The sequence below is a fragment of the Actinomadura logoneensis genome (assembly GCF_003428695.1).
Lineage (GTDB): Bacteria > Actinomycetota > Actinomycetes > Streptosporangiales > Streptosporangiaceae > Spirillospora > Spirillospora logoneensis.
This window is the reverse complement of record NZ_QURH01001021.1, coordinates 1-13,475: the sequence shown is the minus strand read 5'-3', so window position 1 is coordinate 13,475 and position 13,475 is coordinate 1. Positions and strand designations below refer to the sequence as shown.

The 13,475-nt window shown below is 75.0% G+C and carries 11 protein-coding genes; 3 read left to right on the top strand and 8 right to left on the bottom strand.

The window, feature by feature from the left end:
- The 3 genes from DZF91_RS40750 to DZF91_RS35495 all read left to right on the top strand — a co-directional run.
- Window positions 1-623: hypothetical protein (locus DZF91_RS40750; protein WP_199487120.1), on the top strand; the 623-nt coding region annotated here is incomplete at its 5' end.
- A 26-nt stretch (window positions 624-649) separates the two neighbouring features.
- The gene (locus DZF91_RS35500; RefSeq protein ID WP_117361416.1) at window positions 650-1,624 is read left to right on the top strand and encodes a hypothetical protein; all 975 of its coding nucleotides are present in this window, start codon (window positions 650-652) and stop codon (window positions 1,622-1,624) included.
- An 80-nt stretch (window positions 1,625-1,704) separates the two neighbouring features.
- Window positions 1,705-2,829 carry a cation:proton antiporter gene (locus tag DZF91_RS35495; RefSeq protein WP_117361415.1) on the top strand — a complete coding sequence of 375 codons (1,125 nt, stop codon included), beginning with the start codon at window positions 1,705-1,707 and terminating at the stop codon, window positions 2,827-2,829.
- A gap of 116 nt (window positions 2,830-2,945) precedes the next feature.
- Here the strand turns inward: DZF91_RS35495 and DZF91_RS35490 are convergent, their stop codons facing one another.
- The 8 genes from DZF91_RS35490 to DZF91_RS35455 all read right to left on the bottom strand — a co-directional run bounded on the left by DZF91_RS35490 (window position 2,946) and on the right by DZF91_RS35455 (window position 13,419).
- Complete coding sequence (locus DZF91_RS35490; RefSeq protein ID WP_147341533.1) at window positions 2,946-5,234, bottom strand: hypothetical protein; 2,289 nt, start codon at window positions 5,232-5,234, stop codon at window positions 2,946-2,948.
- Between the two features lie 5 nt (window positions 5,235-5,239).
- Window positions 5,240-6,178 (bottom strand): hypothetical protein, encoded by a 939-nt coding sequence (locus tag DZF91_RS35485; protein WP_117361413.1) that lies wholly within the window; start codon window positions 6,176-6,178, stop codon window positions 5,240-5,242.
- Window positions 6,175-7,107 (bottom strand): hypothetical protein, encoded by a 933-nt coding sequence (locus DZF91_RS40745; RefSeq protein ID WP_158588119.1) that lies wholly within the window; start codon window positions 7,105-7,107, stop codon window positions 6,175-6,177. Before DZF91_RS40745 ends, DZF91_RS35485 begins: the two co-directional genes overlap by 4 nt.
- 242 nt (window positions 7,108-7,349) lie before the next feature.
- Entirely contained in the window at window positions 7,350-8,384 is a 1,035-nt protein-coding gene (locus tag DZF91_RS35475; protein WP_117361411.1) for a 2-hydroxyacid dehydrogenase, read from the bottom strand.
- Window positions 8,381-9,145, bottom strand: a complete 765-nt coding sequence (locus DZF91_RS35470) for a histidine phosphatase family protein (protein WP_199487119.1) — start codon at window positions 9,143-9,145, stop codon at window positions 8,381-8,383. The genes DZF91_RS35475 and DZF91_RS35470 overlap by 4 nt, the downstream gene beginning before the upstream one ends.
- On the bottom strand, window positions 9,142-10,635 hold the full coding sequence (locus tag DZF91_RS35465) for an FGGY-family carbohydrate kinase (protein WP_117361410.1): 1,494 nt from the start codon (window positions 10,633-10,635) through the stop codon (window positions 9,142-9,144). Before DZF91_RS35465 ends, DZF91_RS35470 begins: the two co-directional genes overlap by 4 nt.
- On the bottom strand, window positions 10,632-12,149 hold the full coding sequence (locus DZF91_RS35460; RefSeq protein ID WP_117361409.1) for an FGGY-family carbohydrate kinase: 1,518 nt from the start codon (window positions 12,147-12,149) through the stop codon (window positions 10,632-10,634). Before DZF91_RS35460 ends, DZF91_RS35465 begins: the two co-directional genes overlap by 4 nt.
- Before the next feature lie 28 nt (window positions 12,150-12,177).
- Window positions 12,178-13,419, bottom strand: a complete 1,242-nt coding sequence (locus tag DZF91_RS35455) for a sugar ABC transporter permease (protein ID WP_117361408.1) — start codon at window positions 13,417-13,419, stop codon at window positions 12,178-12,180.
- Window positions 13,420-13,475 lie beyond the last annotated feature (56 nt).

The window sequence follows — 13,475 nt, the reverse complement described above, 5'->3', positions numbered from 1 at the left end:
CCTCCGGCGGGCTGCTGCTGCGCCACCAGCTCGCGATCGCCCGGCGCGCGTCCGGCGCCGCGGGCGACGGCTCCCGCGCCGGCGGCCCCGGCGGCGGTGTCACGGCCGACCCGGCGAAGATCCAGCGCGAGATGGCGGACGTGCTGGGCGCCGGGGACCCGAACGCGCTGGCGGCGATGTTCAGCCTGGCGATCGACCGGGCGGGACGGAGCACGTCCCGGGCGCTGGCGCTGGCCGGAACGTGCCACCGCGGATTCGCCGACCACTTCTCCGCCGATCATCCCTTCGTGTGGCTGTGCCAGATGGCGGTCGGCGCCTTCACCCTCGACGACGGCCGCGCCGCCGAGGGGCTGGACATCTGCGCCGGGGCCGCGGACGGGCTCGGCGCGCGGCTCGGCCCGACCCATCCGTGGACGCTGGCGGCCGAACTGCACCTGGCGCGGGCGCACGGCGTCAACGGCCGGTACGACACGGCCGGGGAGGTCGCGGCCGGCGTCGTGGCGAAGGCGGCCGAACTGCTCGGGAGCGGGCACCCGGTCCACCGCACGGCGCGCGCGGCCGTCGAGGCGGCGGACCGGGGCGCGCCGCTCCCGGTGCACCACGTGGACGTGCCCTGCACCTGACGGGGCCAGGCGACAGGGGAAGCACGGTGACGGAAGGCAGGAACGGCGTCGGACACTCCACCTGGCCCGCCTCGCTGGACGAGGACGACCAGGTGGTCGCGGCGTTCGTCCGGCAGGCCCGGGCGGACGGCGCGCCGCACCACCTCGGCAGGTACGACCACGGCGTCTACGAGTTCGCCGTCGGCAGGCTGGACGACCCGTCCCGGCACCCGCTGTACCGGGGCGTGGAGGAGCAGCTCGCGTTCGCGATGAGCGCGCTGGACGGCGAGCTCTCCGAGGCCCGGACGGGACGGCTGATCCGCATGGTCGTGCACGCCGAGCGGGGCGCGCTGTACGCCGTCTCGGTCACGCCCCGCAACTACGTGCTCGGGATCGTGTTCGGCCGGGCGTCCGCGCCCGCGGGCGGGCCGCCGCTGTCGCTGGCCCGCGTGGCGCTGGTCCGGGAGGCCGACCGGGCCACCTGCCGCCTGGCCGACGTGCTGCGCGACCAGATCGGGCTGCCGCCCCAGAACCCGGGCGGCTGGGACACCTTCGACGAGGTGCTGGCCGAGCCGGAGCGCCCGCTGCCCGGCCTCGTGCGCCGCGAGCGCGACGGCGCGCTGGTCGGGCGGCTGGAGGACGCGCTGCACCCCGTCGGGCTGGTCTACCTGGCGTACTGCCGCGACGGGGTGCTGCTGGAGAGCGCCGACCTGATCGAGCACGAGCAGGTCGCGCGGGGCCGCTCGGCGCGGGTGCCCGCGATGGCCGTCCGGGCGTTCTACGACCGGCTCGCCGAGGACCTGGGCGGGCACGCCCGGCAGCTCGCGCAGACCAGCGCGCAGGCCGTCCCGGGCCGGGTGCTGCGCATCGTCCTGGACGTCGAGCAGGGCGCGGTCTACCACTACCGGCTGTCGCCGACGGAGTACCTGGTGGGCGTGGCGGTCCACCAGGCGCACGTGTGCCAGGCCGACGAGGTGCTGGGCGACCTCGTCCAGGCGCTCTTCGCGGAGAGCCGGGCCTGACCCGGCCGTCCGGTTGACGGCTGGTCCCGTCGGGGATACCAACGTGGGGCACCCCGTCATCCGGCGTGGAAGGGCCGTCCATGGCCAAACGGTTCGCGCTCATGCTGGCGGTGGTCGCCGCCGGTGCCGTCCTCGGCCTTCCCGACGGCACCCCGGGACGCGTCACCGGCTCCTCCTGGTACCAGCCCGCCGTCGCGGCGCTGCTGGCGGTGGGCCTGTACGCCAGTACGCGCTCCATCGACCCGCGGCTGCTGCGGACGGACGGCCGGACCGTGCTCGCGGCGGTCACGGTCGGCGTGCTGCTGAAGTCGGTCGTGATCGGGGCCGTGCTGTACGGGGTCTTCGGCCGTCCGATGTACCTGGTGCTGGGGATCGCCGTCGCGCAGATCGACCCGCTGGCGGTCGCGGCGCTCGGCCGGTCGTCCCGGCTGTCGGCGCGCGGGCGGGGGCTGCTGCTGGCGTGGGCGTCGTTCGACGATCCGGTGACGACGCTGCTGACCATCTACGCCGCCGCCGTCGCCGTGTCGCTGCAGGGCGGCGGACGGCTCCATCTGGGCGTGTCCGCGTTCACCGTGGACCTGCTCGGCAACCTGGTCGTCGGCGGCCTGGCATTGCTGGCGGCGCGGGCCGCCCGGTCGCTGCCCGCGCGGCGGCGGTTCTGGATCGAGACGGCGGTGCTCGCGGCGGTCTTCGCCGTGGCGGTCACCGAGTTCTGGGTGCTGGCCGTCGCGATCGCCGGTCTCGGGCTGCGGCCGGAGCCGCCGGGACGGTCCGCCGACCGGCCGCTGGAACGCGCGGTGGACGTGGCGTTCGTCCTGGCGTCGCTTCTGCTGGGCGTGGTGCTGGCGGGCGGGGTGCGTCCGCTGCAGGGCGTCGTGCTCGGCGTCGTCGCGTTCGCGGCGCAGGCGATCGTGAGCGTGCCGCTGACCCGCGCGCAGAGCCGTCCGGACAAGGTGCTGCTGGCGATCGCCCAGCAGAACGGCATCACCGCGATCTCGCTCGCGCTACTGCTGGAGCCGGTGTTCCCCGAGAGCGTCGCCGTCGTCGCGCCCGCGATCCTGGTGGTCAACACGCTCTACCTGGTCACGAACGCCGCCGCGGGAGCGAGGGCCTTCCGAGGACGCCCGCTCCGGGGCGCCGACCCCCGTCCGCGTACCGCCGCCGAGGGCCGCGGCGTGGCGGCTCCCGACCCGCACGACGCCTGACCCGCGCTCGATGCCTGCCACGTGCTTCGCCTGACACGTGCTTCGCCTGACACACGGCCGACGCGCGTGGGCCGTCACGAGGGCGCGGTCATGAGGGCGCGGTCATGAGGGCGCGGTCATGAGTCGACGAGCGTCCGCTGGACGGTCCGGGGCAGGTCGCGCAGGCTCTCGTCCAGCCGGTCGACGGCGAGCGGGCCGCCCTCCGCTCCCGGTTCGGCCAGCTCCTCCAGCCGGTCGAGGCGCAGGTCGTTGATGAGGAAGGTGTAGTTGTCGCAGAGGCCGTCCAGCACGTCCCGCGGACGGTCGGGACCGCGCCGGTACCAGGAGAGCACCGCGCCGCGGAAGGCGGTCACGATGTTCTCCGCGGCCAGGGCGATGCCGACCGCGCGCGCCGTCCCGGCGCCCTCCAGGCGCAGCAGCAACCGGTCGGCGCTGCCCGCGCGGGCGGTGTCGGACGTGGCGAACGCCTCGGCGACCGCGTCCGCCACCCCGCTGACCGACCGCAGGCCGCTGAGCGCCCGCTCGAACGCGGTCGCCACCGGCTCGGGCAGCCCGCCCCTGAGCGCCGCGTCCCCGTCCGGCACGGCGCGGCGGGTCTCGGCCAGCGCGCGGCGGGTGCCGCGCTCGAGCTGGGCGATCTTCGCGGTGAGGTCCTCCAGCAGGTGCTGCGTGCCCGCCTGGGCGCGGGACACGCGGCGGATGTCGGCGCGCAGCAGCGTGAGCTCCTCGCCGCCCGCGCCGCCCTGGTCGAGCAGGTCGCGCAGCCGCCGGTCCAGGACCTGCTGGAACGTCGCGGACGAGTACTGGAGCGGCTGGTCGGAGAAGCGGCCCTCCAGGATCCGCTGCGCCCGGTCGCTCAGCATGCCGTTCACCACCAGCAGCGTCCGGGCGCCGGGACGCTGCCGCACCACGGCCTCGGCCCGCGCCGCCATCCGCTCGGCGTCCCGCTCCAGGGTCAGCGGCCCGCTCAGGAAGATCGCGCAGCCGGGCGCGTCCGGCCGGTCGGGACCGTCGCCCGCCGGGACCCAGAACGCCGCCCGGACGTCGCCGGCGTCGGCGACCCGGTGGTCGCGGTAGGGGCGGCGGCCCTGCCAGACGAGGACGCGCTCGATGCGCCGGGCGACGGCGGCGGCCGAGTCGCCCCGCGTCTCCCCCGCCGCGCGCTCGACGGCGAACGCCGTGATCTCGTCCCCGTCGCGGCGGTGCTGCTCGTAGCACTCGCGGCAGAGCTGGAGCACCTTGCGGGCGTTGCCGGCGCTGACGTCGACGATCGCCTCCACGGCGGGCACGGTGAACGGCCAGATCTCGTCGGCGGCGTCCGGGGGCCGGCGGGTCTGCTCCATGTGCCGGGCGATGTACCAGGCGACCTCGTCCTCGGTGAGCCGGTCCATCCGGACGCGGTGGCACTCGCGCCCGGTCTCGGCCTCGCGCGCGAACCCGCTGAAGAACTCGGGCAGCCCGCACATCACCAGGAAGACGCCGTGCGCGCCCGCGTCGTCCAGCAGCCGGCCGAACGCGTCGGTCGTCCGCGGGTCGGGGGCGCCGGTGTCGGGCAGCGCCTTCTCCAGGTCGTCCAGGATCAGCGTGTACGGCCCGCCGCCGCCGGCGGCCAGCCGGACCAGCGCCCCGAGCATGCCGAGCGCGGCGGCCTCGTCGGCGATCGCGGCGGTGATGCCCTGCTCGCGCAGCGGCTCGTCCGGGTCGGCGCCGCCCAGCCATTTCAGCACCGGCTCGGCCAGCTCGGGACGGGACTCCATCAGCACCAGCGCGCCGGCGAGGTCCTCGCGGCCGGTGACGGCCGACAGCCGGTCCCGCAGTTCCACCAGGTAGCTGCTCTCGGGCATGTTGAAGATGCGGACGACGCCGCCGGGGTCGGCGTCCGGGCCGCGCACCCGGTCGATGACCTGCTCGGGGAACCCGGCGGAGGCGAGCGCGTCCGCGACGATCGCGGAGTAGTGGTGGCGGACGAACCGCAGCAGGCTCCGCTGGTCGTGGCGTTCGAGGAAGCTGTCGTACAGGCGGGTGAACGAGCTCTCGCGGGCGGGGATGTAGTCGGGGTCGAGCACGGGCGCGGCGGTCGCCGTGGCCTCGCCCGAACGGACCGCCGACCCCGCCGACCCGGCCGCCTCCCGGAAGCGCCGGATCAGTCGCGCGGCCAGGTGCGTCTTGCCCGAGCCGGGCTCTCCCGAGACGAACACCAGCGTGCCCTGGGCGCGGGCCGGATCGGGGACGGGGTTGGCGGCGTCCGGGGAGCGGCGGTCCAGGTACTCGTCGAGGAGGCCCAGCGCCTGCCCGACCGGACGGGTGTCGATGTGCACCGCGCCGTTCTGGGCGCTGTCGCCCTGCGCCCACAGGCGGAGCGGGAACGGGTTCTCGTCCAGCGGCGCCACTCGTCCCTCATTCACCGCACTCACCCCCGTGGTACCTGGTCGTCGATGAATCGGGAGAGCTCATCCTGGGTGACCTCCCCGCCGGAACCTGCGCGCCCATGTTCACGATAGAACAGGTAAAGCAGCTTTTGAACTGTCCCGACCGGAAAGGAGCCGTCGACGCCGAAGCGACCATCGGTTGCATTGGACGCCAATTTACGAAATCCTCCCCCGCCCCCCGATGTTCGCCTTTCGACCAACTCGCGGGTTTCCCGGGCCAGCATCATCCCGGTCTCCAGCAACATCCACTTGGCCACCTCGAACTGCGCCCACTCCTCGCTGTCCTCGGGGATCTCCAGCCCCTCGGCCGAGCACTCCACGAAGATCAGGAAACCGCGGTCCACGCCCGCCCAGTACCGCCGGATCTCGTCCACCGTCGTCACCGGCGGGGTCACCAGGACGACCGAGGAGCGCGGGTACAGCCGGTCGCCGGCCGACGCCGTCCAGTGCCCGAGGTCGGCGTCGTCGGGCGCCGTGTCGGGAGCGGCGTAGGGCGTCTCGAAGATCCGCTCGTTGGCCTTGAGGTGGGCGGCGAGCATCCGTCCGACGTTGGTCACGCGCTGCGCCCCCGACAGGGCGGGCTGGCGGATCCGGTCGCTGAGGTCCACCCGCAGCGCCTCCGCGTCGGGGCGCTGGTCGTCCGGCCCGAGCGCTTCCATCGCGTACGACAGGCAGCGGTTCCGCAGCGAGGTCTTGCCCGAGTGGCTCGGCCCCTTGAGCACCACCAGCAGCCCGCGCTCCGCCAGCTTCCCGAGCCCGTCGAACCGCTCCTGGAAACGCCTGAAGTTGCGTTCCGACCCGCCGACGTCGACATGGCAGGGGTCGCCCCCGTGGGCCGCGCAGTTCAGCGGCGGGGCCGGGATCTGCGGATCTTCGGGCAGCGCGAACGGGTTGTGCGCGTGCCCGCCGGAGCCGCTCATGCCCGCCTCCCCGTCCGCGGGAGGAGGAGGGTCCGCTCCATCAGAACGGAGGTCCGCTGGAGGTCATCGGTGATCCGGTCGAGCTCCGCCTCAAGAACGGTGTTCTCCGCCGGAGGACGCTTCCGGATCTCGCCGTCGAGCGCCTTCACGTCCCGCCGGAGTTCTTCCAGATTGCTCCGCAGACCCCTCCGGCTCTGTTCGCGCAGGAGAATTCCGGTCAGTGCGCGCATCCGCGGATCCATCGCCTCCATCTTCTCGCGAGCGCCTTGCTGGGAATGCAGAACTTCGAGCACATCCGTGACCGCGATGCGGTACTTCTCGGACGCCTCCCGCAGTTCTTTGGCACGCTCCCTGTAATTCGCCTTCCGGTTGGTGAAAAGGGTCGCCAGCAGGGTCGCGAAAGCGCCGAGGAAAGCGGACCCCACCGTGGTCGCCCACGTGCCCAGCCACGCCGGGCCGGAGCCGTGGTCGGGGGCCTTCGGCAGCTTGCGCAGCAGGACGAGGGACGCGCACGCCCGGTCGAAATCCGCACGGCGGTCGCCCTGCCGCCATTCGGCGACGCCCACGGGCTTCGTCGCTCCCGCCGGGACGATCCGTCCACCGGACCGCGCCTTCCCCAAGCCGAGATCCTGCGCCGCCTTGAGAAGGTCGTCCCGGTTCTCCTCGCGCAGGCAGTAGACCGTACGGGCGTCGGCGGCGCTGTCCGGGTTCCCGGTCGGCGACGGCGTGGAGCCCTGCGGAGGCGTGGAACTCCGCGAGGGCAGGGGAGTCCGCGAGGGCAGGGGAGTCCGCGACGGCGAGGGAGTTGACGGCGGGGTGGAGGTCGGCGTCGCGAGAGTGGCGAGGGCGGGAGGCGCGGCCCACGACGCCGTTCCGAACAGGACGAAGGAAACGAGGGAAACGGAGAGCAGCCGTCCCGAACCCGCCACCTGCGACCCCATGCGGAAGTCCCCTCGTCCGTGCCCGGACCACGGCGAACCAGTATCCCCGGTTGATCACGACCGCGCCCAGTGGCCGTCCGGCCACGGCCGCTTCCGGCCGCCGCCACCCCGGTCCGCCCTCTCGCGGACGGAATTCGCAGCCGGTGCTCGCCCCACGTCCACCGGCTGCGCAGAGGGGGGCGGCCGGGCAAGCCAAAAGGCCCCCGGTGCTCGCCGGGGGCCTTTCTTGGTTACTTCGTCTTTTGGACTTCCGGGTTCGCGCAGTGGAGGAGGGGTTCGCCATTGAGGTGGCGGGCCACGTCCTTGGCGAGGATGGCGGCGGCGTTCATGGCGGTCTGCTTGCTCGCTCCCGCCAGGTGCGGGGTGATGGTGAGGTTCGGGGTGGTGAGCAGGCGGGAGCCCGCCGGGATCGGCTCCTCGGGGAAGACGTCGCAGGCGGCCGCGTAGAGGTGGCCGCGGTCCAGCGCGTCACACAGGGCGTCGTAGTCGAGCAGCGCGCCGCGCGCGCAGTTGACGACGACGGCGCCCTCGGGGAGGGCGGCGAGCTCGGCGGCGCCGATCATGCCGGTGGTCTCCGGGGTGACGCGCGCGTGCAGGGAGAGGATCTGCGACCGGGAGAGCAGTTCGTCCAGCGGGACGGCCTCGGCGACACCGCCCAGGTCGGACGCGTAGGGGTCGTGGACGAGGACGCGCGCGCCGAGGGCGCCGAGCATGCGGGCGACGCGGCTGCCGACGGCGCCGTAGCCGACCAGTCCGACGGTGCTGCCCTCGATCTCCGGGCCGACCTGCTCGTAGCGGTAGTAGTCGCCGCGCCACAGGCCCGCATGCAGGTCGGCGTGGGTCTGCGGGATGCGGCGCGCGGCGGCCATGATCATGCCGAGGGTGTGCTCGGCGGTCGCGGCGGCGTTGCGGCCGGGGGCGAAGGCCACGGCGACGCCGTGCTCGGTGGCGGCCTCCAGGTTGGCGTTGACCGGGCCGCCGCGGCTGACGCCGAAGAACTCCAGGTCGGGGCACGCCTCCAGGACGCGCCGGGTGAGCGGCGCCATCTGGGTGACGCACACCCGGACGCCCCGCAGCGCCTCGATCAGCTCGTCCTCGGTGCCGGACGCCTCGGTCACCTCGGCGACCCGCCCGAACGGGACGACCGGCCAGGGCAGCGTGAGCTCGGTGAACTCCAGGTCGGCGGAGGTCTCGGCGCGGACGGCGTCCACGAGGAGCCGGTTGAGGACGAAGTGGTCGCCGGCGGCGAGGACGCGGATGCTCATCGGTGGCTCCTGGTCTGGTCTTCGGTGGCGGTCTGGCCGTCGGCGGCGGTCTGGCCGTCGGCGGCGGTCTGGTCTTCGGTGGCGGTCTGGCGTTCGGTGATGGTCCGGCGTGCGGTGGCGGTCTGCGGACGGTCGCCGGCGCAGGCGTCCAGCGCGCCGCGCAGCGGGGTGTTGAACTCCAGCAGCGCGGCGTGCCCGCCGGTCAGCCTGAGCTCGGTGAGCGCGCAGTTGCGGACCGAGGGGAAGACGCGGCGGTAGTCGCGCAGCGGCATGGACAGGTAGTGGCACAGCACCAGGCGGATCGCGGTGGTGTGGGCGACGACCATGACGCGCCCGTCGGGGTGCCGGGCGGCGATGTCGTCCAGGCAGGAGACGAAGCGCGCGGCGGCGGCCTGGGGGTCCTCGCCGCCGGGCAGGTGGCCGCTGACCGGGTCGTCGTGGAACGCCTGGAGGGCGTCGGGGAAGCGCTCGCGCATCTCGGCGCGGGTGAGGCCCTCGGCGCGGCCGAAGTCCAGCTCGCGCAGGCGCGGGTCGATCTGCAGGGGCAGGCCGGTGGCCTCGGCGCTGAACGACGCGGTGAGCCGGGCGCGGGTGAGGTCGGACGACCAGAGCGCGGACAGGCCCGCGCCCTGCGCCCAGCCGGCCAGCAGTCCGGCCTGCTCCAGCCCGCGCGGGGTCAGCGCGACGTCGGAGACCCCGGCGTACCGGTTCTCGGCGTGCCATTCGGTCTCACCGTGGCGGACCAGGACCAGGCGGGTCATGCGGGCGTCCTTTCCCGTGCGTGCTCGGCGACCGGCCGGGGCAGCCAGCCGCGCCGTTCCAGTTCGCCGACCAGGCGCAGGTAGCCGTCGTCGAACCGGGTGTGGTGGGTGGGGCGGGGGTCCACGGTCGCGCGGACCGAGACCATCCCGGCGGCGACGTCGGCCAGGTCGCGTCCGGCGGACGCGGCCAGGACCGCGGCGCCGAGCGCGGGCTCGGCGTGCTCGGGCAGGGTCACGGGGCGGCCGAGGATGTCGGCGCGCAGCTGGCACCAGTAGGCGCTGCGCGCCGCTCCGCCGGTGAGGGTGAGGTCGCCGTCCACGGGCGCGCCGAGCATGGCGAGGTAGTCGAAGCAGAGCCGCTCGACGTACCCGACCCCCTGGAGGACGGCCGCGAACCGCTCGGCGTCGTCGCGGGGCTCGCCGAGGACGAAGCCGTGCGCGTCCGCCGCGACGAACGGGAACCGCTCCCCCGCCGCGACCAGCGGGTACGCGACGGCGTCGGACGGCTCGTAGGCGGCGGCGGCGCGGTCGAGCGCGGCCAGGTCGCGGCCCGGGAAGTCGCGGGTGAGGGCGCCCGCGCCGGTGCTGGACGCGCCGCCGGGCAGCCAGTGCCCGTCGGGGGCGCGGTGGGAGTAGACGACGCCGAGCGGGTCCTGGAGCAGGTCGTCGGTGACGCCCTTGAGGACCAGGGTCGTGCCGAGGACGGAGTTCCACGAGCCGACGGTGAGGCGCCCGGTGCCGAGCTGGGAGGCGCAGCCGTCGGTGCATCCGGCGATCACCGGGACGCCCGCGGGCAGGCCGGTGTGCTCGGCGGCGGACGCCGAGACCGTGCCCAGCGGGGTGCCGGAACGTTCCAAGGCGGGCAGCACGCCGTCCGGGACGCCGAGGTCGGCCAGGACGTCGCGCGGCCAGTCCTCGGCGACCAGGTCCGCGCCGGTCTTCAGCGCCGAGCTGAGGTCGGTCGCGACCGGTCCGCCGGTGAGGCGGGCGTTGACGAAGTCGGTCTGGTGCGCCAGCCGGACGCCGTCCGCGAACAGGTCGCGGCGGTGCTCCAGCAGCCACAGCAGGCGGGGCAGCGCCCAGGCGGGCTGCATCCGCCGGTAGCCGAGCCGCGCCCACACGCCCGCGCCCGCCCGGTTGATGCGCTCGACCTGGTCGGCGGCGCGGGTGTCGTCGTACATCAGGCCGGGCGTGAGCGGACGGCCCGTCGCGTCGGTGAGCAGGATGGTGCCGGACGTGCCGTCCACGGCGACCGCCCGGACGGCCGCGGCGGGCACGTCGCGCAGCGCCTGGCGGCAGGCCGCGCCGACGGCGGTCCACCACTCCTCCGGGTCCTGCTCGTGCCGGGGGCCGTCGCGGCGGCCGGTCAGCGGGTGTCCGCCGGCGCCGCGCACCTCGCCTCCGGCCGTGACGGCGAGGGCCCGGACGCTCTGGGTGCCCAGGTCGACGCCGATCCATACCGCCTCGTCCCTGGCGCTGGGCCGGGTCACAGGGTCCCCCCGTCGGTTCGGCCGCGGCGTGCGTCCGCCAGCACCGGCCAGGTGGCCGAGGCGGCGGCGCGCACGTCGAGGAAGGTCTGGTACATGCGGGTGTAGAGGTCCGCGCGGTGCGGGTCGGGCCGGTGCGCGTCGCCGACGCGGACGTGGTCGCGCGCCGCCGCGGAGACCGAGGCGGCGCGTCCGGTGGCGACCGCGCCGACCAGGAACGCGCCGCGCGCGCCGGCCTCGGCGTCGGTGGTGCGGACGACCGGGACGCCGGTGATGTCGGCCATCATCCGCAGCCACGCCGGGCTCGCCGATCCGCCGCCGCTGACGCGCAGCTCGGTGGCGGGCGTCCCGGCGGCGGCGAGGCAGTCGCGCACGACCATCGTCAGCCCTTCGAGGACGGCGCGGGCCAGGTGCGGGCGCTCGTGGTCGACGGTCAGCCCGTGGAACGAGCCGCGCGCGTCCGGGTCGAGGAACGGCACCCGCTCCCCCGCCGGGGAGAGGTAGGGGAGGAACAGCAGGCCGTCGGCGCCGGGCGGCGCCTGCGCGGCGAGGTCCGCGAGGGCGCCCGGGTCGCCGTCCACGCCGAGCAGGCGGCGGGCCCAGTCGGCGACCTGCCCGCCGGACAGGGTCGGGAAGGCGCGCAGGTACCGGCCGCCCGCCAGGCCCAGCGGCAGGGTCAGCCCGGTCGGCCGCCCGTCCAGGTCGGGCTCGTCCACGACGGTCTCGGTGCACACGGTGGTGCCGAGGATGACGCACGCCTGGCCGGTCTCGGTGGCGCCCGCGCCGAACGCCGTCGAGGCGACGTCGTAGGGCGCGAGGACCACCGGGGTGCCGTCCGGCAGGCCGAGTTCGGCGGCGGCCGGGCCGGTCAGCCCGGCGACGCGGCGGTCGTCGGACCGGATCTCCGGCAGCAGCGGGCGCGCCCACTCCATCCCGTACAGGCGCAGCAGCTCGCCGGAGTACCGGCGGGTGCGGACGTCCATGAAGGGGACGGCGGCGTCCGACTCGTCCACGGCGGTCTCGCCGGTGAGCCGGGAGAAGATCCAGCCGCCGCAGGTCAGGGTGGCGGCGGTGCGGGCGAGCCGGTCGGGGTCGTGGGCGCGCAGCCAGGTGAGGATCCCGGTGGGGACGCCGGCGAACGACACCGAGCCGTTGGTGCGGAACGCGGTGTCCATGACGCCCGCGCCCGCCCACCGGGCGACGGTTTCGGCCGCCCGGCCGTCGTTCCACAGGATCGCCGGGCCGGTGGGGCGGCCCGCCGCGTCCACCATCCAGCAGCCGTCGCCCTGGGCGGTGACCGCCAGGAACGACACCGGCTCGCCGCCGAGCCGTCCGCGCACCTCGCGGACGCCGCTCGCGACCGCCCGCCAGACCTCGTCCATGTCCTGCTCGACGTGGCCGGGCGCGGGCCGCCGCACCTCGGTGGGGCGGCGGACCACGACCCGCTCGGCGCCGTCGTCGGCGTAGCCGACGACCTTGATCATCGTGGTGCCCGCGTCGACGCACACGACTGCCATCAGGGCCTCCCTCTCCCCCGGGCCCGGCTCAGGCTCTGCCGGCCGAGGCGCGCGAGCGGCGGGCGACCGAGTCCAGCGCGACGGCGAGCATCAGCACCACGCCGGTCACCATGAACCGGTAGGACGAGTCCAGGTTCAGCAGCGTCAGGCCGTTGGAGATGGACTGGATGACCAGGATGCCCAGCAGCGACGCGAACGCGCCGCCCCGTCCGCCGAACAGGCTCGTCCCGCCGATGACGGCGGCGGCGATCGCGTTCAGGTTGACGTCGCCCGCGCCGGTGCTCTGGTTCGCCGCCGCCAGCCGCGCGGCGGCGAGGATGCCGCCGATCGCCGCGAGCGTGGTGCAGATGACGAACGCCGACGTGTAGACGGTGCGGACGTTGATGCCGGCGCGGCGGGCCGCCTCGACGTTGCCGCCGACCGCGTACACGGCCTTGCCGTACTTGGTGCGGGTGAGCACGTAGTGCGCGACGAGCACCAGGGCCAGGAAGAAGACGAACATCCAGCCGACGCCGCGGTCGCGGTTGAGGTACCAGACGGCCAGCGCGAGCCCGACCAGGGCGGCGACGCTGCGCAGCACGAGCACGCGCTCGGACGTCGCGCCCAGCCCGGCCCTGCGGCGGGCGGCGGCGCGGGCGCGGCCGGTGCCGTACAGCGCGGCGGCTGCCACGACGACCAGCGCGTACGCCAGCCACGGCGGGACGAAGTCGAGCTGGGCGAAGGTGACCAGCTTCGAGTCGAACGGCAGGTTGATGGCGCCCTTGGGCCCGAGGACGTGCAGCTGCAGGCCGAGGAAGCCGAGCAGTCCGGCGAGGGTGATGACGAAGCTGGGGACGCCGAACCGGTTGAAGACCTGCGCGTACAGCCAGCCGATCAGGCAGGCGACGGCGACCGCGGCGGCGACCGCGAGCCAGGGGTTCAGCCCCTGGTCGACGAAGAGCACCGCGGTGATCGCCGCGGAGACGCCGCTGAGCGAGCCGACCGACAGGTCGATCTGCCCGACCAGCAGCATGAACACCACGCCGAGCGAGATCACCCCGACCGGCACCATCTCCATGGTGAGGTTCGACAGGTTGTCGCTGGACAGGAAGACCGGGTTGAGGATCTGCATGACCGTCCAGATGACGACCAGCCCGGCGACCACGGGCGCCACGCCCAGGTCGCCGCCGCGCATCCGGTCGGTGACGGCGGCGAGCGAGCCGCGCAGCCCGGACGGCTCGTCCGGGGCGGCGGGGGCGGCCTCCGCGGGCCGGACGTCGAGGTCACTCATCGGCGGGGCCTTCCTTCTCGGCGGGGGCGGCGGTGGCCGTGCCGCCGGGGGCAGGG

Bases quoted from the DNA above. Each gene is read 5' to 3' on its own strand.
- DZF91_RS35495 (WP_117361415.1), top strand. From the start codon at position 1,705: ATGGCCAAACGGTTCGCGCTCATGCTGGCGGTGGTCGCCGCCGGTGCC.
- DZF91_RS35485 (WP_117361413.1), bottom strand. From the start codon at position 6,178: ATGAGCGGCTCCGGCGGGCACGCGCACAACCCGTTCGCGCTGCCCGAA.
- DZF91_RS35475 (WP_117361411.1), bottom strand. From the start codon at position 8,384: ATGAGCATCCGCGTCCTCGCCGCCGGCGACCACTTCGTCCTCAACCGG.
- DZF91_RS35470 (WP_199487119.1), bottom strand. From the start codon at position 9,145: ATGACCCGCCTGGTCCTGGTCCGCCACGGTGAGACCGAATGGCACGCC.
- DZF91_RS35460 (WP_117361409.1), bottom strand. From the start codon at position 12,149: ATGGCAGTCGTGTGCGTCGACGCGGGCACCACGATGATCAAGGTCGTC.
- DZF91_RS35455 (WP_117361408.1), bottom strand. From the start codon at position 13,419: ATGAGTGACCTCGACGTCCGGCCCGCGGAGGCCGCCCCCGCCGCCCCG.